The organism is Pseudonocardia sp. HH130629-09 (genome assembly GCF_001294645.1).
GTDB lineage: Bacteria > Actinomycetota > Actinomycetes > Mycobacteriales > Pseudonocardiaceae > Pseudonocardia.
Genome location: NZ_CP011868.1, coordinates 1,468,407 through 1,489,704, shown reverse-complemented (window position 1 = coordinate 1,489,704; position 21,298 = coordinate 1,468,407). Strand labels below are relative to the sequence as shown.

The window sequence follows — 21,298 nt, the reverse complement described above, 5'->3', positions numbered from 1 at the left end:
ATGGTAGATCGCGCCGGGTCAGCCGCTCGAGGCCGGTGCGGTCGTCAGCCGCGCGAGCTCGTCGACCTCCGCACTCTCTGCCTCATCCGGCTCGTCGTCGTACCCGTCGCGGTCCGACGCCTCGGTCGGCGGGACTCCCCACCGGGAGACGGCATCGTCGGTGTCCCGGACCGACGGAACCGACGGACCTGCCTGCACCGACGGACGCGGTGCAACGGCCGCCGGGGAGAAGCGGATGTCGAGCCCGACGCTCGACGGCTCGATCCGGATGCTCTGCCGCACGTCGCCCTCCCGGCCCGTCCACTCCTCGACGTACATCCGGCCGATGACGATGACACGGTGGCCCTTCTCGAAGGTCCGTACCGCGTGCTCTGCCAGGGGCCGCCAGCACGTCACCGTGTAGTAGGTGTGATGTCCATGGACGTTGTTCCAGGTTGAGCTGATGACGGCCTGTCGCTGAGACAGGCGAGGACCCCCGGTTGTGAAGTGGAGCTGTCTAGGAACCGCTTCACCAACCGGAGGCCCTTGTGACCCACGCTAACGCTGCGCTGACTCCGCGTGCCCGGCTACGGCTGGCCCGTCTGATCGTCGACCAGGACTGGACCTGCTCCACCGCGGCCAGAATGTTCATGGTCGCCCCTCGCACCGCCCGAAAGTGGGCTGACCGCTACCGCGCCGAGGGCCCGCCCGGGATGGTCGACCGCAGCTTCTCCCGACCACGGTCGATGCCGGCCAAGACCCCGCCGAGGCTGGTGAAGCAGATCGTGCGACTGCGGTGGCACCACCGACTCGGACCAGTACAGATCGGCGGCCGACTCGCTCTCGCCGCCTCGACCGTGCACGCGGTCCTGCGCCGCTGCCGGATCAACCGGCTCTCCCACATCGACCGGGTCACCGGCGAGCCCCTACGCCGCTACGAACACCCACACCCCGGCTCGTTGATCCACGTCGACGTCACCAAGTTCGGCAACATCCCCGACGGAGGCGGACACCGCTTCGTCGGACGCCGACAAGGCGCCCTGAACAAGCGGTCCACTCCCGGACTGCCCAGGGGAACCGACTACAAGCCGCGCACCGGCAGAGCGTTCGTCCACACCGTCATCGACGACCACTCCCGCGTCGCCTACGCCGAGATCCACAGCGACGAGAAAGCCGACACCGCCACCGGTGTGCTACGCCGGGCCGTGGACTGGTTGAACGCCCGCGGCGTGACCGTCGAACGGGTCCTGTCCGACAACGGCAGCTGCTACCGCTCACACGCCTGGCGTGACACCTGCAGCGAACTGGGCATCACCCACAAGCGAACCCGGCCCTACCGGCCTCAGACCAACGGCAAGATCGAACGTTTCCACCGCACCCTCGCCGACGGGTGGGCATACGCCCGCTTCCACCCCTGCGAAACGGCTCGGCGAGACGCGCTCCCCGGCTGGCTGCACTTCTACAATCACCACCGGCCCCACAGCGCAACCAACGGCCTACCGCCGATCAGTCGCCTGACCAACCTGCCTGGACATCACATCTAGCGCTCCTCCGGGGGAGCACGGGGACTGTTTCAAGATCGGTGTTTTCGGCCCGACACGCCGGGCTGAGGTCCGGCGAGATGGGCACGGACAGTGATGACATCGGACCTTGTGGATCCAAGCGAGGGTGACCCGAAGCCTGCTCGGCAGGCGTCGGCGGAGCGGGCCGCTGCGGCGGCGATGGTGGCCGAGGCGAAGGCGCGCGGGCTGGCGTTGACCGGCCCGGACGGCCTGTTGAAGCTCTTTACCAAGAATGTTCTGGAAACGGCGCTGAACGAGGAGATGACCGAGCACCTCGGGCACGACAAGAACCGGGCCGACCCCGGCCGGGAATCCACCAACGTGCGGAACGGGTCCCGCTCGAAGACGGTTCTCTCGGATGCCGCGGGTGACGTGGAGATCGACGTTCCGAGAGACAGGGCCAGCACTTTCGAGCCGCAGATCGTGAAGAAGCGTCAGCGGCGCCTCACAGATGTCGACGAGGTCGTACTGTCGCTGTATGCGAAAGGGATGACGACCGGGGAGGTTTCCGCACATTTCGCTGACATCTATGGGGCGTCAGTATCGAAGGAGACGGTCTCGCGGATCACCGACAAGGTCGTCGCCGAGATGAATGACTGGGTTGGTCGGCCGTTGGATTCGGTGTACGCCGCGGTGTTCATCGACGCTGTCCACGTCAAGGTCCGGGACGGGCAGGTCGCCAACCGGCCGGTCTACGCAGCCATCGGCGTCACCGTGGACGGCTGCAAGGACGTGCTGGGGCTGTGGATGGGCGTCGGCAGTGAGGGCGCGAAGTTCTGGATGAGCGTGCTGGTCGACCTGAAGAACCGCGGCGTGCGTGACGTGCTGTTCCTGGTCTGCGACGGCCTCAAAGGACTCCCGGAGGTCGTGGCCAACGTGTGGCCGCAAACCATTGTCCAAACCTGCGTCGTGCACCTGATCCGAAACACTTTCCGGCTGGTGGGTCGACAGGACTGGGACGCGGTGAAGCGCGACATCAAACCAATCTATGCCGCGCCCAACCCGAATGCAGCACTTATCGCTATGGATGAGCTCGACGAGAAATGGGGCCGTAAGTACGCGGCGATGATCCGGCTATGGCGCAACGCGTGGGAAGAGTTCGTGCCGTTCTTGGACTACGACGTCGAGATTCGAAGGGTGATCTGCTCTACGAATGCGATCGAATCGCTTAACGCCCGCTACCTGTCGACGACGGGCTCAGACTGACCCCCTAGCCCGGATCTTTCGTCGGGCAGTCCTGGCTTGATCGACACCGGTGCTGGCCGGTGTGGCGGGGCCTGATTGTGCCCGTTGGGTGTGACAGTTCGGCCGAGGTCGCTCGGGGCGCCGGGTCCACGGGTCCGGTCGGTTTCCTGGGTCGTCGCGACGGAGGGTTCGTGCTCAGCCGGGAACAGCGAGCGTGCGCAGCCGGGCGAGGCCGTCGCAGAGCAGTTCGGCCCAGGGTGCGTGCGCAGGCAGGTGCAGCACGGTTCGGCGGGCGTGACGGGCTCGCTGGGCGGGCATCGAGAACAGCCGCAGCCGGAGTCGTTTCGGCTCCCAACGGCGTGCCGGGTGCCCGGTGTAGGCGAGCATCTGCGCCCAGGCGGTGACCTCGCAGGCGAGCGCGACCACGGCCTGCCAGATCCGGTTCTGGTCGAGCTCGTGCAGTGGCAGGTTCGTGAGCCCGGTGTCCTTCGCCGCGCGGATGCGGTCCTCGGCGCGGGCGCGGCGGCGGTGTCGCAGCTCGAGGTCGGCGAGTTGGCGGCCGGGGCCGCCGGGGCGGGTGTTGGTGGCGAACGCGGTGTAGCGCAACCCGTCCCGGTCGATGAACCGCAGCTGCGCGCCCGGGTGTGGGCGTTCGCGGCGCACGATCACCCGCATCCCGTCCGGCCAGGTCCCCAGGTTCATCAAGCCGGTGGCCTCGATGACCCACGCGCCCGGGCGGGGCTCACGGTCGGCGTCGAGCGCGGTCTGCCAGTCCGCAGCCGGGAGAGCGGCGAGCTGGTCGACCAGTTCCTGGGTGAGGCTGAACCCGACCGAGTAGGACAGGCGCTGCCCGGTCAGCCAGTCGAGGAGCTCGTGGGAGGCGCCGGCACCGTCGATGCGGATCAGTACCTTCCGCCCGGGACGGTTGCCGGGTTTGTGGTCGGGGAGCTGGCGCAGGGCGGCGCGGATGACGGTGACGTGATCGGCGGCGGTGTTCGACCCCGCATTGCCCGGCCGCAGCAGCGCCGCGAGAGGCTCTCCGGTTCCGGCCGCGCCGTGGTCGCAGAACGCCCACAACGGATGGTGGCCGAAGCCCTTCTTGAACGTCGGTGCGGCGCCCTGCTTGTCGGAGTGGGCGGTGACCAGGGTGGCGTCCACGTCGATGACCAGCGGTTTCGCTGCGTTCGTCTGGTGGTCGGGGGCTGCGGGCCCGGCCAGTGCCCACGCCTTCGCCCGTGCTGCGGCGCGGGCGGTGTCGATCGCGGCCAACGCCGCGGCACCGTCGGCGGCGAGGCGGTCGACCGTGCGTGAGACCGTCGGGTCCGACGCCACCAGACCGAACAGGGTGGGCTCGGCACGCAGCAGGGCGATGTCGGACAGGCAGTCCCCGCCCGCGGCGAGGGTGAGCGCGAGGTCGAGCAGAACCTTCGCCGGGTCGTGCACCGCCAGCCGCGGCCGCCACGGCTCCAGCCCAACCGACAGGGCTCGGTCCAGGCCGACCTTGGCGATGGTCTCGGTCAGCAGCCGCGTCCCGGCGTGAGACACCACCGTCGTCGCAGCCGTGTCGATGTCCGGGCACGGGTAGAACCCGATAGCCTTCTTCACCTGGAGGGTGCTCCTGCCTGCGCGACGATAAGGACTTCAGCAATCCCCATCTTCGCTGGTCAGTGGCACCCTCCAGCCCACTGACACGCCCTACTCGGCGAACCGCGATGAAAGCCCCAGGCTAGCGTCGGCTTGGGATTGACCCCCTCTGCACGACGCTGAGGGGGTGTTGTCGGTGGAGGACTGGGCCGAGATCCGTCGTCTGCATCGGGCCGAGGGTGTCCCGATCAAGGAGATCGCCCGCCGGCTGGGGGTGGCCCGCAACACGGTGCGCTCCGCGTTGCGGGCGCCGGGCCCGCCGAAGCGGGAACGGGGCCCGCGGGGATCGCTGGCGGATGCGGTCGAGCCGCAGGTGCGGGCATTGCTGGCGCAGTTCCCACGCATGCCGGCCACGGTGATCGCAGAGCGGATCGGGTGGGAGCACTCGCTGACCGTGCTCAAGGACCGGATCCGCCAGATCCGCCCCGAGTATGTCGGGATCGACCCGGTCGACCGGGTCGCCTACGCACCGGGCGAGATCACCCAGTGCGACCTGTGGTTCCCCGAGACCACGATCCCCGTCGGCCCAGGCCAGGAACGGGTCCTACCGGTGCTGGTGATGACGCTGGGCTACTCGCGGTTCTTGTCCGCGACGATGATCCCCTCGCGCCAGGCCGGGGACATCCTGTCCGGGATGTGGCAGCTGATCAGCGACGTCGGGCGGGTGACCCGCACGCTGGTCTGGGACCGGGAGTCTGCGATCGGCGGGACCGGGCGGGTCTCGGCACCGGCCGCTGCGTTCGCCGGCACTCTGGCCACCCGGATCCGGCTTGCCCCACCGCGGGATCCGGAGTTCAAGGGGCTGGTCGAACGCAACAACGGCTACTTCGAGACCTCGTTCCTGCCCGGACGTCGCTTCGCCTCCCCAGCCGACTTCAACCACCAGATCGACGACTGGCTGGCCCGGGCCAACACCCGCACCGTCCGAGCGATCGGCGGCCGCCCGGTGGACGTGCTCGCCCACGACTACGCGGCGATGACTCCGCTGCCGCCGCTGGACCCGCCGATCGGGCTGGCCCAGCGGATCCGGCTGGCACGGGACTACTACGTCCGCGTCGATGCCAACGACTACTCCGTGGATCCGCAGATGATCGGCCGGTTCGTCGATGTCGCCGCCTCACCGCGCGAGGTCGTCGTCTACTGCGCCGGCCAGGTCGTCGCCCGTCACGACCGCAGCTGGGCCCGCCACGCGGTGATCACCGACCCGGCGCACCAGCACACCGCCGCGGCGATGCGCCGCGCCCTGGCCCACGACCGCAACACCCGACAGGCCGCAGCACGCCGTCACCTCGACGGCCACCCGGTGACCCTGCGCGCACTGCCCGACTACGACGCCCTGTTCGGTGTCGACTTCGTCTCCACTGCCGAGGAAGCGAGCAGCTCATGACAACCACACCACCGAAGATCACCACCGACCCCGCTGGGAGCTCGGGGCCGGCCGGTCCGGTGCTGGCCGCGGTCCCCGACGGACTGCCGGCGATGATCGCCTACCTGACCCGGGTCCTGAAGACCCCGACCATCGCGGCCAGCTGGGAACAGCTTGCCGCCCAGGCCCGTGAGGAGAACTGGTCGCACGAGGAGTATCTGGGCGCGCTGCTGCAGCGCCAGGTCGCCGACCGCGAGTCCAAGGGCACGGTCATGCGGATCCGCACCGCGCACTTCCCCCAGGTCAAGACCTTGGAGGACTTCAACCTCGACCATCTGCCCTCGCTGCGCCGCGACATCCTGGCCCACCTGGCCACGAGCACGTTCGTCGCCAAGTGCGAGAACGTGATCCTGCTCGGCCCGCCCGGGATCGGGAAGACCCACCTCGCGATCGGGCTCGGCGTCAAAGCCGCCCACGCCGGCTACTCGGTCCTGTTCGACACCGCCAGCAACTGGATCACCAGACTCGCCGCCGCGCACCAGAGCGGCCGGCTCGAGGCCGAGCTGAAGAAGATCCGCCGCTACAAACTGATCATCATCGACGAGGTCGGCTACATCCCGTTCGACCAGGACGCAGCGAACCTGTTCTTCCAGCTCATCGCTTCCCGCTATGAACAAGGCAGCGTCATGGTCACCAGCAATCTGCCCTTCGGCCGCTGGGGCGAGACCTTCTCCGACGACGTCGTCGCCGCAGCCATGATCGACCGCCTCGTCCACCACGCCGAAGTCCTGACCCTGTCCGGGGACTCCTACCGCACCCGCGCCCGACGCGAGCTCCTGGCCAAACACAACCGCGCCAGCAACGACTGACCATCACCACACCACGCCGGGGGTCAGTTCCAATCTGAACCGTTGACACTACCGGCGCGCGGTGCGGGCGCGTGGTCATTTCTCCACTGAGCAGGCTGCGATGAAATGCTTGTATCTTGTGACTCGCAGCCTGGACCCGACCGGGACGGGCCGCACGAGGTGGACGATGCGTTGGAAGCCCGTGATCAACGCGTTCGCCATCACGTTCGGTGACCGCTGGCCGGGAGCCGAGACCTACTGAGCAACGACGCCGAAACACCGATCACGAGACAGGCCCCCGCGACCATCAGGTCCGTGACCGGGATGTTGTTCGCGGTGTAGCGCAGGACGGGCGTGCGGGTCAGGTTGCCGACGATGGTGGCGGTGTTGTCGCTCATCGGATCCTCCGGAGCTCTCGGGTGCGTTGTCCCTATGAGCTTCACCCGCCCGCGCCCCGTCGACGGGGTCGCTTCGCTGTCTGTGGACAACTGTGTCCATTGGGGATGAGTGACCATCCCGACCGGGAGTAGCCACGACAACTGTCGGACCGGTGTGCCTGCCCTGGCATCTCACCTATCCCGACACGTCGAGCGTGGAGGCCGACGCTCTCGTGAGCAGCGATGACGACAGCCGCACGCAACCCTCACGTCGCAGGTCGCCTGTGAACCGGAGGAACTCGGGGACCGTGGCGCTCCATCGGAGCGGGCGCCCTCGCGCGTCCGCCGCTCTCACGGTCCGGTCGCTCCGGACGACAGCCGCTGTCCCCAGAACTGAGATGTCGAGGATGAGCGGAGCACCAGGTGCGATCCCCTGGTACCGCACTGACGGGGTACGTCACGGAGCTGCGCTACGACCGGGCCCGGTCGTAGCCCTGGCGATGGAGCCGGGCGACCACAAGAGATCGATCACCGGCGCACGGGCAAGGTCGGCAGCACAGCAGGAGCTACTGCGGCCCCGCTGATCTCCGGTCCACCGTGCCGCGACCGCACTTGGCCTGGAAGGCGTGCGGGGCCCCGGCCGACGGTTTCTCGTGTGTCGACGACGCTGTGGGTGCCGATCTCTGACGCCTTGGTGGCTGGTGTGCCGCCGGCGGCTGTTCTCGGCCACTGAGCCTTTTTCAACCTGACCAGCGAGCTTCTGCGTCAGGAGATCGCGAAGGTTGCAGCGCAACTGCTCTGACCACAGCTGCACAGGTCACCGGCTCGCTAGCTCGGCGTCTGCACCCACACAACCAGGCCCCTGAGCTGCCGGAACGGCAGGTTGAAAAAGGCTCACTGGGTGCCCAACCGAGAGTCCGCCGTCGTGTCCTCTCACGGCGCTTTCGTCCTCTCGCCGGTGGTGCGGGTCACGGCTCACCGGCGCTGCAGCAGATGCGAGGTCGCAGAAACCTGTGCGACATGCCCCGTGCCCCGCCCAGCTCGGCTCACAGCCGGCACAGAACAGAACAGGACAGGACGGGACGTCCCGGCCACAGGCACACAAGGCGCTGCGCCCACCGGCCCACCTACAGCGGACCGGAACAAATGCCCCGGAAACAAATGATGCCCCGGACTCGAAAGTCCGGGGCATCACCTGATCATGTTGAATGTCGGCGGCGACCTACTCTCCCACACCCTGGCGAGTGCAGTACCATCGGCGCTGGAAAGCTTAGCTACCGGGTTCGGAATGGGACCGGGCGTTCCCCTACCGCAATGACCACCGACAACACTATTCAACAAACCCCCACACAACAGCATAGGGGGACCTACGAACACACAACCCGCACAGGGGTTATGGGCTCAGGGTCACACAGTGGATGCGAACAACTCGTTGTGGCAAGCCCTCGGCCTATTAGTACCGGTCAACTCCACCCCTCACAGGGCTTCCATCTCCGGCCTATCAACCCAGTCATCTCCTGGGAGCCTTACCCACTCAAAGGTGGTGGGAGACCTCATCTTGGAACAGGCTTCCCGCTTAGATGCCTTCAGCGGTTATCCCTCCCGAACATAGCCAACCAGCCGTGCCCCTGGCGGGACAACTGGCACACCAGAGGTTCGTCCGTCCCGGTCCTCTCGTACTAGGGACAGCCTTCCTCAAGTCTCCAACGCGCGCGGCGGATAGGGACCGAACTGTCTCACGACGTTCTAAACCCAGCTCGCGTACCGCTTTAATGGGCGAACAGCCCAACCCTTGGGACCTACTCCAGCCCCAGGATGCGACGAGCCGACATCGAGGTGCCAAACCATGCCGTCGATATGGACTCTTGGGCAAGATCAGCCTGTTATCCCCGGGGTACCTTTTAGCCGTTGAGCGACACCCCTTCCACAAGGTGGTGCCGGATCACTAGTCCCGACTTTCGTCCCTGCTCGACCCGTCAGTCTCACAGTCAAGCTCCCTTGTGCACTTACACTCAACACCTGATTGCCAACCAGGCTGAGGGAACCTTTGGGCGCCTCCGTTACTCTTTGGGAGGCAACCGCCCCAGTTAAACTACCCACCAGGCACTGTCCCTGAACCAGATCATGGCCCGAGGTTAAGACACCCAATTCGACCAGAGTGGTATTTCAACAACGACTCCACCACCACTGGCGTGATAGCTTCACAGTCTCCCACCTATCCTACACAAGCCGAACCGAGCACCAATACCAAGCTATAGTAAAGGTCCCGGGGTCTTTCCGTCCTGCCGCGCGTAACGAGCATCTTTACTCGTAGTGCAATTTCGCCGAGTCTGTGGTCGAGACAGCGCCCAAGTCGTTACGCCATTCGTGCAGGTCGGAACTTACCCGACAAGGAATTTCGCTACCTTAGGATGGTTATAGTTACCACCGCCGTTTACTGGCGCTTAAATTCTCCGCTTCGCCCCCGAAAGGGACTAACAGGTCCTCTTAACGTTCCAGCACCGGGCAGGCGTCAGTCCGTATACATCGTCTTGCGACTTCGCACGGACCTGTGTTTTTAGTAAACAGTCGCTTGGGCCTGGTCTCTGCGACCGGCCATCCCTAGCCCGCACGGGGCATCAAGACAACCGGCCCTCCTTCTCCCGAAGTTACGGAGGTATTTTGCCGAATTCCTTAACCACAGTTCGCTCGATCGCCTCGGTATTTTCTACCTGACCACCTGTGTCGGTTTGGGGTACGGGCCGCAACAGCACTCGCTAGAGGCTTTTCTCGACAGCATGGGATCACCCTCTTCGCCTCAATCGGCTACGCATCACCTCTCACCCTTCACAACCCCCCGGATTTACCTAGGAGATCAGGCTACAGGCTTACACCACGACAACCACCGCGTGGCGGAGCTACCCTCCTGCGTCACCCCATCACTTGCCTACTACCAGATCGGATCCCACGCTCCCCCACAAACAACACTCCCGAAGGAACGAAGGTGGGTTCGGATGGTTAGCATCACCAGCCTCGGCATGGACGCACTATCACGAGCACGGGAATATCAACCCGTTGTCCATCGACTACGCCTGACGGCCTCGCCTTAGGTCCCGGCTCACCCTGGGCGGAACAACCTGGCCCAGGAACCCTTGGTCATCCGGCGGCAGAGATTCTCACTCTGCATTCGCTACTCATGCCTGCATTCTCACTCCCACACCCTCCACCCGTAAATCACTCCCGGGCTTCACCAGACGCAGGACGCTCCCCTACCCAACAACACCAAAGATGTCATTGCCACGGCTTCGGCGGTGCGCTTGAGCCCCGCTACATTGTCGGCGCAGGACCACTTGACCAGTGAGCTATTACGCACTCTTTCAAGGGTGGCTGCTTCTAAGCCAACCTCCTGGTTGTCCGGGCGATCCCACATCCTTTCCCACTTAGCGCACGCTTAGGGGCCTTAGCCGGTGATCTGGGCTGTTTCCCTCTCGACCACGAAGCTTATCCCCCGCAGTCTCACTGCCGCGCTCTCACTCACCCGCATTCGGAGTTTGGCTGACTTCGGTAAGCTTGTCGGCCCCCTAGGCCATCCAGTGCTCTACCTCCGGCGAGAAACACACGACGCTGCACCTAAATGCATTTCGGGGAGAACCAGCTATCACGAAGTTTGATTGGCCTTTCACCCCTACCCACAGCTCATCCCCCAGGTTTTCAACCCTGGTGGGTTCGGGCCTCCACGACGTCTTACCGACGCTTCACCCTGGCCATGGGTAGATCACTCCGCTTCGGGTCTACACCCCGCGACTCAACCGCCCTATTCGGACTCGCTTTCGCTACGGCTACCCCACACAGGTTAACCTCGCCACGAAGCATAACTCGCAGGCTCATTCTTCAAAAGGCACGCCATCACCCCGAAAGGCTCTGACGGCTTGTAAGCACACGGTTTCAGGTACTATTTCACTCCCCTCCCGGGGTACTTTTCACCTTTCCCTCACGGTACTTGTCCGCTATCGGTCACCAGGTAGTATTTAGGCTTGACGGGTGGTCCCGCCAGATTCACAGCGAATTCCACGGGCTCGCTGCTACTCGAGAACAATGCCCACAACAGAACCAAACATTTTCGCGTACGGGGCTATCACCCACTACGGCCGACCATCCCAGAATCGTTCCGCTAACACCGGTTCTCGTTGCCCCATCCTCGGCAGAAGATGAACGACACGCCTCACAACCCCGCACCCGCAACGCCTGCCGGCTTGACACGGACACGGTTTAGCCTCTTCCGCTTTCGCTCGCCACTACTCACGGAATCACTATTGTTTTCTCTTCCTGTGGGTACTGAGATGTTTCACTTCCCCACGTTCCCTCCACGCACCCTATGAATTCAGGTACGGGTAACACCCCATGACGGGCGCTGGGTTTCCCCATTCGGACACCCTCGGATCACAGCTCGGTTGACAGCTCCCCGAGGCCTATCGCGGCCTCCCACGTCCTTCATCGGCTCCTGATGCCCAGGCATCCACCATGTGCTCTTAACAACTTGACCACAACAAGATGCTCGCATCCACTATGCAACACTCAACCCACAACCACACCCAACCAAGAAACAACCACCACCCACAACAAGCAGGCGTTAGGAAGCCCTCGACCAGAGCGACCAGAAAAGACCCACCGATCCACAGGAACCAGGTGTCTCCTCAGGACCCAACAGTATGCCAAGCCACAACCGGTCCAACGAACTGCGTTCCACCCAACGCACCCAACCCACGAACGGAATTAATGATGCGAATCAATGAAGGAACCACAGAAACCCACAGAGCACACCTTGCACAACAAGAACCCTGTGAAGCCATGTGGTGCCCCATCACATGATGGGACTCCTTAGAAAGGAGGTGATCCAGCCGCACCTTCCGGTACGGCTACCTTGTTACGACTTCGTCCCAATCGCCAGTCCCACCTTCGACAGCTCCCTCCACAAGGGTTGGGCCGCCGGCTTCGGGTGTTACCAACTTTCGTGACGTGACGGGCGGTGTGTACAAGGCCCGGGAACGTATTCACCGCAGCGTTGCTGATCTGCGATTACTAGCGACTCCAACTTCACGGGGTCGAGTTGCAGACCCCGATCCGAACTGAGACTCACTTTAAGGGATTCGCTCCACCTCACGGTCTCGCAGCCCTCTGTATGAGCCATTGTAGCATGTGTGAAGCCCTGGACATAAGGGGCATGATGACTTGACGTCATCCCCACCTTCCTCCGAGTTGACCCCGGCAGTCTCCCATGAGTCCCCACCATAACGTGCTGGCAACATGGAACAAGGGTTGCGCTCGTTGCGGGACTTAACCCAACATCTCACGACACGAGCTGACGACAGCCATGCACCACCTGCACACCAACCACAAGGGAAGCCCTATCTCTAGGGATGTCTGGTGCATGTCAAACCCAGGTAAGGTTCTTCGCGTTGCATCGAATTAATCCACATGCTCCGCCGCTTGTGCGGGCCCCCGTCAATTCCTTTGAGTTTTAGCCTTGCGGCCGTACTCCCCAGGCGGGGCGCTTAATGCGTTAGCTGCGGCACAGAAACCGTGGAATGGTCCCCACACCTAGCGCCCAACGTTTACGGCGTGGACTACCAGGGTATCTAATCCTGTTCGCTCCCCACGCTTTCGCTCCTCAGCGTCAGTATCGGCCCAGAGACCCGCCTTCGCCACCGGTGTTCCTCCTGATATCTGCGCATTTCACCGCTACACCAGGAATTCCAGTCTCCCCTGCCGAACTCAAGTGATGCCCGTATCGACCGCACGCTCAGAGTTAAGCCCCAAGTTTTCACGGCCGACGCGACACACCGCCTACGAGCTCTTTACGCCCAATAATTCCGGACAACGCTCGCACCCTACGTGTTACCGCGGCTGCTGGCACGTAGTTGGCCGGTGCTTCTTCTCCAGGTACCGTCAATCACTCTTCGTCCCTGGCGAAAGAGGTTTACAACCCGAAGGCCGTCATCCCCCACGCGGCGTCGCTGCGTCAGGCTTCCGCCCATTGCGCAATATTCCCCACTGCTGCCTCCCGTAGGAGTCTGGGCCGTGTCTCAGTCCCAGTGTGGCCGGTCACCCTCTCAGGCCGGCTACCCGTCACCGCCTTGGTAGGCCATCACCCCACCAACAAGCTGATAGGCCGCGGGCCCATCCCCCACCGAAAAAACTTTCCACCACCAACCATGCGATCAATGGTCCTATCCGGTATTAGACCCAGTTTCCCAGGCTTATCCCAGAGTGGAGGGCAGGTCACCCACGTGTTACTCACCCGTTCGCCGCTCGTGTACCCCCGAAAGGGCCTTACCGCTCGACTTGCATGTGTTAAGCACGCCGCCAGCGTTCGTCCTGAGCCAGGATCAAACTCTCCAACAAAACCCCGACAAACAAACACTGGCCACAACACCCGACGAAGCCGAATGCTGCAACCAAACAAAACTTGGCACAAAACGCCAAACCGATCATATAGCTCGACACACTGTTGAGTTCTCAAAAGACACCCGCACCGCAACCACCCAACCCCCAACACAAGGAAGCGGGATCCTGAAGACGGATCGCCTCGACCCACCAAGACAACCACACCGAGAAACCCGGCGAGCCACCAGAAGGTCAGTCGTCCACGGGGCCTGTTGACCGAACCACTCAGGGCCCGTTCTGTCCGGCTCACTCGCTGACAGGAAGAAAGTTACACCCCCCGTCGGACGCCGTTCACAGGGGGGTCGGTTTTCGACATCTCCGCAGGTCAGAGGCGCTCAGACCGGGGCCCGGACGCGGACCGGGCGGTCGGGTCCGGCGGGTGCCCGTCGTCGGTGGCGCTCCCGGTCGTCCGCAGGGGGTCAGGCCGCCTGTGCGGCAGGCCGGCGGAGCAGACCGCGGCGCTCGCGGCGGTGCTCGGCCTCCCGGATCCCGCGGGCCGGCAGCGACAGCCGCCAGATCGAGCGGGTGGCCTGCCAGAACTGCCGAGGGAACGGGCCAGTCGTGTACGGCAGGTCGTACTTGTCGCAGAGGGCGCGGACCTTCACCGCGATCTCCGGGTACCGGTTCGACGGCAGGTCCGGGAACAGGTGGTGCTCGATCTGGTAGCCGAGGCTGCCGGACATCACGTGCATCAGGCGGTTGCCGGTGAAGTTGGCGGAGCCGAGCAGCTGGCGCAGGTACCACTCGCCGCGTGTCTCCCCGTCCAGCTCCTCCTCGGTGAAGACCTCGGCGCCGTCCGGGAAGTGCCCGCAGAAGATGATGGCGTAGGACCAGATGTTGCGGACGATGCCGGCGGTGGCGTTCGCGGTCAGCGTCGAGACCGCTGCAGGACCGGTGAGCAGCGGGAACAGCAGGTAGTCCTTGCGCATCTGACGGGCGTGCTTGCGCCCGACGTCGAGCAGCTTGCGCCGGAACTCCTCGGGGTCCTCGATCTGCCACCTGATCAGTCCCTCGACGTCGAGGTCGTGCAGCGACACCCCGTGCTCGAACAGCAGCATGAGCAGCACGTTCCAGAACGGCTGCCCCAGGTAGGCGGGGTGCCAGGGCTGGTCGGCGCGGACCCGGAGGATCTCGTAGCCGACGTCCTTGTCCTTGCCGATCACGTTCGTGTACGTGTGGTGCAGGTAGTTGTGCGAGTGCCGCCACTGAGCCTTTTTCAACCTGACCAGCGAGCTTCTGCGTCAGGAGATCGCGAAGGTTGCAGCGCAACTGCTCTGACCACAGCTGCACAGGTCACCGGCTCGCCAGCTCGGCGTCTGCACCCACACAACCAGGCCCCTGAGCTGCCGGAACGGCAGGTTGAAAAAGGCTCACTGCTCGGCGGGACACACGTTGTCCCACTCCCACGTCGACGAGTGGATCTCCGGGTCGTTCATCCAGTCCCACTGGCCGTGCATGACGTTGTGCCCGATCTCCATGTTCTCAAGGATCTTCGCGACCGAGAGCATGGCGGTGCCGGCGAGCCAGAGCGGCGGGATCCGGCTGCCGAACAGCGTCACCCGCGCGGCGACGTTCAGCCGCCGCTGCCAGGTGATCATCGTGCGGATGTAGTCGGCGTCGTACTGGCCGCGACGCTCCTCGACGTCGGCGCGGATCGCGTCGAGCTCACGCCCGATCGCCTCCACGTCGGCGTCGGTGAGGTGGGCGAACTCCTTGACGTCGGCGATGGCCACGACGTTCCTCCAGGGTGTGGGCGGTGCCGGACTCTCGGGGTCGGATCTCAGGTGCAGTTCTCGGGGGGTCAGATCACGGGTCAGATCTCGAGGACGCAGTCACCGGCGGCGGCGGTGATGCAGGTCTGGATCCTCTCGGCGGGGGTGTCGGGGTCGCCGCGGCGTTCGGTGCCGTCGCGCAGGTCGCGGACCGATCCGGACCGCAGGCCGACGGTGCAGGTGTGGCAGATGCCCATCCGGCAGCCGTAGGGCAGGACGAGACCGGCCTGCTCCCCGGCGTCGAGCAGGGTGGTGGCGCCGTCGATCTCGACGGTGGCGTCGCCGTCGCCGGAGGAGCGGGCGGCGGAGCCGCGGCGGACGAAGGTGACCGTGCCGCCCTCCGCCTCGCCCCCGCGCAACGACGCGGAGAAGCGCTCGACGTGCAGTGCGTCGCCCCGGCCCGCGGACTCCCACAGCTCCTCGGCCTCGTCGAGCATCGCCTCCGGCCCGCACGCCCAGGTGCTGCGCTCGCGCCAGTCCGGGCAGTACTCGGCCAGCCCGGCGGGGGTGAGCCTGCCGCGCTCCCCGGTGAGGTGCAGCTGCACCCGCAGCGACGGGTGTCGCGCGGACAGCGCGTCGAGCTCGGCGGCGAAGATGACGTCGCCGTCGCGCGGGGCCGAGTGCACGAGCACCACGTCGGTCACGGTGTCGCGACGGTCCAGGGTGCGCAGCATCGCCATGACCGGGGTAATGCCGCTGCCCGCGGTGAGGAACAGCAGCCGCTCCGGTGGCGGGTCGGGCAGCACGAACTCGCCCTGCGGCAGCGCGAGCCGCACCACCGTGCCGGGCCCGACCCCGTCGACGAGGTGGCGGGACAGGAAGCCCTCCGGCATCGCCTTCACGGTGATCGAGATGTGCCTGCGGTCGCGGCGCGGCTCGGAGGTGAGTGAGTAGGAGCGCCAGTGGAAGCGGCCGTCGACCTCGACGCCGATGCCGACGTACTGGCCGGCGCGGTGGTCGAACGACCAGCCCAGGCCGGGCCGGATGACCAGGGTGACGGCGTCGGCCGTCTCGGGCACGACCTTCACCACACGTCCGCGCAGCTCCCGCACCGACCACAGCGGGTTGAGCAGCAGCAGGTAGTCGTCGGGCAGCAGAGGCGTGGTGAAACGGGCGGCCGCCTTCCGTGCGCGGCGCAGTCCCCTCGGCAGTACGGCGTCGGTCATGACCCACCTCGTCGTCGCGGTCGGGATCATCGGACCCGATCTCGATGGCGACGGCAAGTTGAGATGGTGACACCCTCGCCACCAGTGAGGACGAGGTCGGCCCCCGACCTGCGGGCACGTTACATCGGTTTCGTCGGCAACGATGTCGAGATCGGCTGTCTAGGATCGTCGGGGTGGCGGACTTCCCGATCGAGGAGCTGGCCCGCCGGGCGGGGATGACCGTGCGGACGGTGCGCTCCTACATCACGCGCGGACTGCTGCCGCCGAGCGGACGGGCCGGGCGGGCTGCCCGCTACACCGAGGCCCACCTCGACCGGCTCGACCTGGTCAACGGGCTGCGGCGGCGTGGTTTCTCCCTCGGGGCGATCGAGGTGCTCGTCACCCAGGACCCCGGACGGACCGCCGAGGAGGCGCTGCGGCTCTACCGCGGGATGCTCGCCCCGTGGCGGCCCGAGGAACCCGTCGAGGTGGACGGGGCGGAGCTGCCCGGGCATCTCGGGCTCACCCCGGACATGGTGTCCGCCGACGAGCTGGTCCGGCACCTGTGCGCGACCGGCGTCGTCGAGACCACCGAGGACGCACGGCTGCGCATCCTGCGACCGGACCTCGCCCGGGCAGCGGCCGAGGCCGTGCGGCTGGGCATCCCGCCCGCCGCGCTGGTGGGGCTGCGCCGCAGGCTCGACGACCACACCGGCGCCGTCGCCGAGATGTTCGTCGAGCTGTTCGCCCGGCAGGTGTGGGACGGCTACGTCGAGGCCGGGCTGCCCGCCGGCGACGCACCCCGGATCCAGCAGACCGTCGAACAGCTGCAGCCGGTCGCCACGCTGGCGCTGCTGTCGTCGTTCCGCTCGCGCATGCAGGACGCGATGGACGCCTTCATCACCCGGATCTCCGACGACATCTCCGCCGACGCCGGGCGCGCCATGGGGATCCGGACGACGGACCTGGACGATCGTTGACTCTTCAACGATGATGCGGCGGTGAGCACCGTGACGACCGACGTCCTCGTGATCGGCAGCGGGCCCGCGGGCTCGTCGGCGGCCCTGTTCCTCGCCGGTCTCGGCGTGGACCACCTCGTGATCACCAAGTACCGGTGGACGGCCGACACCCCGCGCGCGCACATCACCAACCAGCGCACCGTGGAGATCCTGCGCGACCAGGGGGTGGAGGCCGACGTCGTCGCGGAGGGGACGCCCTCGCACCTCATGGGCGAGACGGTGTTCTGCACCGCGCTGGCCGGCGACGAGCTCGGCCGGGTGCGGACCTGGGGCACCCACCCGGCGCGGCGCGCCGACTACACCCTGGCCAGCCCGTCATCGCACTGCGACCTGCCGCAGAACATCCTCGAGCCGATCCTGGTGGGCCGGGCCGCCGAGCGCGGCAGCCGGATCCGCTTCGACACCGAGTACCTCCACCACGTCCAGGACGACGACGGCGTCACCGTCACCGCGCGGGACCGCATCACCGGCGCCGAGCTCACCATCCGGGCCCGCTACGTGATCGGCGCCGACGGTGGGCGCAGCGCCGTCGCCCGGGACGCGGGCCTGCACTTCGACGGCCGCGGCGAGCTCGCGGGCAGCATGAACATCGTCTTCGACGCCGACCTCACCGCGCTGGTCGAGCACCGGCCGAGCGTCCTGTACTGGGTGCTGCAGCCAGGCGCCGACGTCGGTGGCATCGGGATGGGCGTGCTGCGCATGGTGCGGCCGTGGACCCGCTGGATGGCGATCTGGGGCTACGACCTCGCCGGCCCTCCGCCGGAGCTCGACGACGCCGCGGCCACCGCGATCGTGCACGACCTGATCGGTGACGACTCCGTGCCGGTGACGATCCGCTCGACCTCGGCGTGGACGGTCAACGAGCAGTGGGCCACCCGCTACCGGTCGGGACGGGTGTTCTGCGCCGGTGACGCCGTGCACCGCCACCCGCCGTCGAACGGGCTGGGCTCCAACACCTCGATCCAGGACTCCTACAACCTGTGCTGGAGGCTCGCGATGGTGCTGCGCGGCACCGCCGGGCCCGGGTTGCTGGACTCCTACGACGCCGAGCGCGCCCCCGTCGGCGAGCAGATCGTGCGCCGCGCCAACCGCTCGGTGGAGGAGTTCGGGCCGATCTTCGCCGCGCTCGGGCTGGAGCCCGGCGCGGACCCGGCGGCGATGCGTGCTTCGATGGCCGCCCGCGCCGACGACACCCCCGCCGGGGCCGCGACCCGCGCGGCGCTGCGGGCGGCGCTGGAGCACAAGGACTACGAGTTCAACGCGCACGGCGTAGAGATGGGGCAGCGCTACGCGTCCGGCGCGGTGGTGCCCGACGGCACCCCGGAGCCCGCATACGACCGCGATCCCGAGCTGTACTACCACCCGACGACCTGGCCGGGGGCACGGCTGCCGCACTGCTGGCTGGGGCGCGACGGGCACCGCGTCTCCACCCACGACCTCGCAGGCAAGGGCCGGTTCGCGTTGCTCACCGGGATCGCGGGCGGAGCGTGGGCCGCGGCCGCGCGGACCGTCGCGGCCGAGCTGGGGATCGAGCTGGCCGCACACGTGATCGGCCCCGGCCGCGAGGTCACCGACGTCTACGACGACTGGGCCCGGCTGCGCGGGGTCGGTGAGGACGGCTGTGTGCTCGTCCGCCCGGACGCCCACGTCGCCTGGCGCGCCGAGGCGCTCCCCGACGACCCGGCCGACGCGCTGCGCCGGGTGCTGGGACGCATCCTGGACCGGACCCCGGAGGTGACCGCATGACCGGCTTCGTCCACGAGCCCTCCCCCGCGCGGGTGGTGTTCGGTCCCGGCACGCTCGACGGCCTCGCGGCGGAGGTGACGCGGCTCGGACGGTCGCGTGTGCTCCTCGTCGCCGGCCGCCACCCCGCCGGCGCGGCGGACCGGGCGCAGGCCGCGCTCGGGTCACTGGTCGCCGGGCGGTTCGACCGGGCCGCCGTACACACCCCGGTGACCGTGACCGACGAGGCGCTGGCGGCGTTCACCGCGGCCGGGGCGGACTGCGTCGTCGCGATCGGGGGCGGCTCGCAGATCGGGCTGTCGAAGGCGCTCGCCGTGCGGACCGGCGCCGACCAGGTCGTCGTCCCCACGACGTACTCCGGTTCGGAGTGCACCGCGGTGCTCGGCGAGCTGGGGGTGGACACACCGGGGGTGAAGACCACCCGGACCGACCCGGCGATCCGGCCGGAGACCGTCGTCTACGACCCGACGCTCGTCGCCGACCTGCCGTCGCAGGTGGGGGTGCCGAGCGCGGTGAACGCGCTCGCGCACGCCGTCGAGGCGCTGTGGAGCGTCGACCGCGACCCGCTGACCGACGCCGCCGCGCTGGAGTCGGTGCGGCTGCTCACCGCGGGGCTGCGCGACGGCGACACCGACGCGCTGCTGCGCGGGGCCTGGCTTGCCGGGACCTGCCTGGACCGGGCCGGGATGGCGTTGCAGCACAAGCTCGCCCACACCGTCGGCGGCACGCTGGACCTGCCGCACGCGCCGACCCACGCAGTGCTGCTGCCCCACGTGATCGCCCACAACTCGGCGGCCGCTCCGCGGATCGCCGAGGCGCTCGGGCCGGACCCGGCCGGCGCGGTGTACGACCTGCTCGTCGCCGCGGGCGGGCCGACGTCGCTGGCCGCGCTGGGTGTCGACGAGGCCGACCTGGACCGGCTCGCCGAGCAGGCCGTCGCGCGGCCGTACCCGAACCCGGTGCCGGTCACCCGTGACGGCGTCCGCGCCCTGCTCGGGCGGGCCTGGGCCGGTGAGCGGCCCGGCGACCCGGTACGCGCCACCCTGGACGCACTGACCGCGCAGGTCACTGTATCGTTCGGCGGGCCCGACGAACGGCTGCGGAACCTGCTGGCCGGGCTCGCCGCCACCCTGCACGGGTACGCGCGCGAGTACGACCTCACCCAGGACGAGTGGCAGACCGCGATCGACTTCCTGACCCGCACCGGACACGTCACCGACGAGCGGCGCCAGGAGTTCGTGCTGCTGTCGGACACTCTCGGGCTGTCCAGCGTGGTGGACGTGCTGACCAACTCCCGCACCCCGGACACGACGTCCTCGGCGGTGCTCGGGCCGTTCCACACCGACGGGCCGCCCGAGCTCGACCGGGGAACCGACGTCTCCGCGGGGAAGAAGGGCACCCCGCTGTGGGTGAACGTCGTCGTCACCGACACCGACGACGAGCCGGTGCCCGGCGCGGTCGTCGACATCTGGCAGTCCGACGAGGACGGCTTCTACGACCTGCAGCTGCCCGAGACCGAGGGCCCCGTCCTGCGCGGCCGGTTCCGCACCGACGACGCGGGCCGGCTGCAGTTCCGCTCGATCCTGCCCGCCGCCTACCCGATCCCCGCCGACGGACCGGTCGGGGAGATGCTGGACGCCACCGGACGGCACCCCTTCCGGGCCCCCCACCTGCACTTCCTCATCGAGGCACCGGGCCACCGCCGGCTGATCACGCAGCTGTTCGTCGCCGGTGGGGAGCACCTCGACTCGGACACCGTGTTCGGGGTGAAGGACGACCTGGTCGTGGAGTTCGCCCCACGCACCGGCCCGATGCCCGACGGAGTCGAGCCCGACGGGGAGTGGCGACTGCTGGAGTTCACCTTCCGGATCGCCCGCGATCGCTGATCCCTGCCCGATTCCGGGCAGAGTTCTGGCCCTTTGTCCCCCACCCGGTCAGGATCGACGGCGTGGATCCGGATCTCGTGCGACACGTGGCCGCCACCACCGGGCTCACCGAGCCGGTGGCGGCCCGCGTGGTCGCCGACGTCGTCGCCTACTTCGGCGAGACCACCGAGGAGTTCGTCCGCCGCCGGCACCGCGAGCTCCAGGCCCGCGACCGGCGCAACGACGAGATCTGGCCGCGGATCGCGGCCGAGCTCGCCGGGCGGGTGGTCGCCCCCGGGGACGTCTCCCAGCGGCGGCTGCGCCGGATCGTCTACGGCTGACACGAAGACGGACACGACGACAGAGGGAC

The 21,298-nt window shown here is 67.2% G+C and carries 13 protein-coding genes, 3 rRNA genes and 2 pseudogenes; 9 read left to right on the top strand and 9 right to left on the bottom strand.

Annotation, left to right across the window (positions count from 1 at the left end):
- Window positions 1-18: 18 nt before the first annotated feature.
- Window positions 19-396 carry a single-stranded DNA-binding protein gene (locus tag XF36_RS06690; protein ID WP_060711314.1) on the bottom strand — a complete coding sequence of 126 codons (378 nt, stop codon included), beginning with the start codon at window positions 394-396 and terminating at the stop codon, window positions 19-21.
- Between the two features lie 131 nt (window positions 397-527).
- Between XF36_RS06690 and XF36_RS06685 the strand changes: the two genes are divergently transcribed.
- Both XF36_RS06685 and XF36_RS06680 read left to right on the top strand, forming a co-directional pair.
- Window positions 528-1,523 (top strand): IS481 family transposase, encoded by a 996-nt coding sequence (locus tag XF36_RS06685; protein WP_082375223.1) that lies wholly within the window; start codon window positions 528-530, stop codon window positions 1,521-1,523.
- A gap of 93 nt (window positions 1,524-1,616) precedes the next feature.
- Window positions 1,617-2,723: pseudogene (locus XF36_RS06680) on the top strand (IS256 family transposase); the annotation flags it as partial.
- Between the two features lie 198 nt (window positions 2,724-2,921).
- Here XF36_RS06680 and XF36_RS06675 read toward each other — a convergent pair.
- Window positions 2,922-4,331: an IS1380 family transposase gene (locus XF36_RS06675; RefSeq protein WP_060711311.1), complete on the bottom strand. Its 1,410-nt coding sequence runs from the start codon at window positions 4,329-4,331 to the stop codon at window positions 2,922-2,924.
- Window positions 4,332-4,497: 166 nt separating this feature from the next.
- Between XF36_RS06675 and istA the strand changes: the two genes are divergently transcribed.
- The 3 genes and pseudogenes from istA to XF36_RS31370 all read left to right on the top strand — a co-directional run.
- Entirely contained in the window at window positions 4,498-5,757 is a 1,260-nt protein-coding gene (istA, locus tag XF36_RS06670) for an IS21 family transposase (RefSeq protein ID WP_145981219.1), read from the top strand.
- On the top strand, window positions 5,754-6,605 hold the full coding sequence (gene istB, locus XF36_RS06665; RefSeq protein ID WP_060713594.1) for an IS21-like element helper ATPase IstB: 852 nt from the start codon (window positions 5,754-5,756) through the stop codon (window positions 6,603-6,605). The genes istA and istB overlap by 4 nt, the downstream gene beginning before the upstream one ends.
- 49 nt (window positions 6,606-6,654) lie before the next feature.
- Window positions 6,655-6,846, top strand: a pseudogene (locus XF36_RS31370) (IS256 family transposase); the annotation flags it as partial.
- On the opposite strand, the gene XF36_RS32240 reads toward XF36_RS31370, so the two are convergent.
- The 7 genes from XF36_RS32240 to XF36_RS06635 form a co-directional block, all read right to left on the bottom strand.
- Complete coding sequence (locus XF36_RS32240) at window positions 6,806-6,982, bottom strand: single-stranded DNA-binding protein (RefSeq protein WP_168169471.1); 177 nt, start codon at window positions 6,980-6,982, stop codon at window positions 6,806-6,808. The pseudogene XF36_RS31370 and the gene XF36_RS32240 overlap by 41 nt on opposite strands.
- 1,188 nt (window positions 6,983-8,170) lie before the next feature.
- Window positions 8,171-8,287: ribosomal RNA gene (rrf, locus tag XF36_RS06655) — 5S ribosomal RNA — on the bottom strand.
- 107 nt (window positions 8,288-8,394) lie between these two features.
- Window positions 8,395-11,483, bottom strand: a 23S ribosomal RNA gene (locus tag XF36_RS06650).
- A 339-nt stretch (window positions 11,484-11,822) separates the two neighbouring features.
- Window positions 11,823-13,342, bottom strand: a 16S ribosomal RNA gene (locus XF36_RS06645).
- Together the 16S, 23S and 5S rRNA genes form the textbook arrangement of a ribosomal RNA operon.
- Window positions 13,343-13,803: 461 nt before the next feature.
- Entirely contained in the window at window positions 13,804-14,604 is an 801-nt protein-coding gene (locus XF36_RS29450) for a fatty acid desaturase family protein (RefSeq protein WP_238589159.1), read from the bottom strand.
- Window positions 14,605-14,754: 150 nt separating this feature from the next.
- Entirely contained in the window at window positions 14,755-15,117 is a 363-nt protein-coding gene (locus XF36_RS29445; protein ID WP_064485385.1) for a hypothetical protein, read from the bottom strand.
- Between the two features lie 80 nt (window positions 15,118-15,197).
- Window positions 15,198-16,322, bottom strand: coding sequence for a ferredoxin reductase (locus XF36_RS06635; protein WP_060711309.1), 1,125 nt, complete (start codon window positions 16,320-16,322; stop codon window positions 15,198-15,200).
- Between the two features lie 173 nt (window positions 16,323-16,495).
- On the opposite strand from XF36_RS06635, the gene XF36_RS06630 reads away from it, so the two are divergent.
- The 4 genes from XF36_RS06630 (at window position 16,496) to XF36_RS06615 (ending at window position 21,269) form a co-directional block, all read left to right on the top strand.
- Window positions 16,496-17,281 (top strand): MerR family transcriptional regulator, encoded by a 786-nt coding sequence (locus XF36_RS06630; protein ID WP_060711308.1) that lies wholly within the window; start codon window positions 16,496-16,498, stop codon window positions 17,279-17,281.
- Window positions 17,282-17,302: 21 nt separating this feature from the next.
- A complete protein-coding gene (locus XF36_RS06625) occupies window positions 17,303-19,066 on the top strand; it encodes an FAD-dependent oxidoreductase (protein ID WP_060711307.1) in 1,764 nt (587 codons plus the stop codon).
- Entirely contained in the window at window positions 19,063-20,949 is a 1,887-nt protein-coding gene (locus XF36_RS06620) for a maleylacetate reductase and hydroxyquinol 1,2-dioxygenase domain-containing protein (RefSeq protein WP_060711306.1), read from the top strand. Before XF36_RS06625 ends, XF36_RS06620 begins: the two co-directional genes overlap by 4 nt.
- Window positions 20,950-21,035: 86 nt before the next feature.
- The gene (locus XF36_RS06615; RefSeq protein WP_238589158.1) at window positions 21,036-21,269 is read left to right on the top strand and encodes a hypothetical protein; all 234 of its coding nucleotides are present in this window, start codon (window positions 21,036-21,038) and stop codon (window positions 21,267-21,269) included.
- Window positions 21,270-21,298 lie beyond the last annotated feature (29 nt).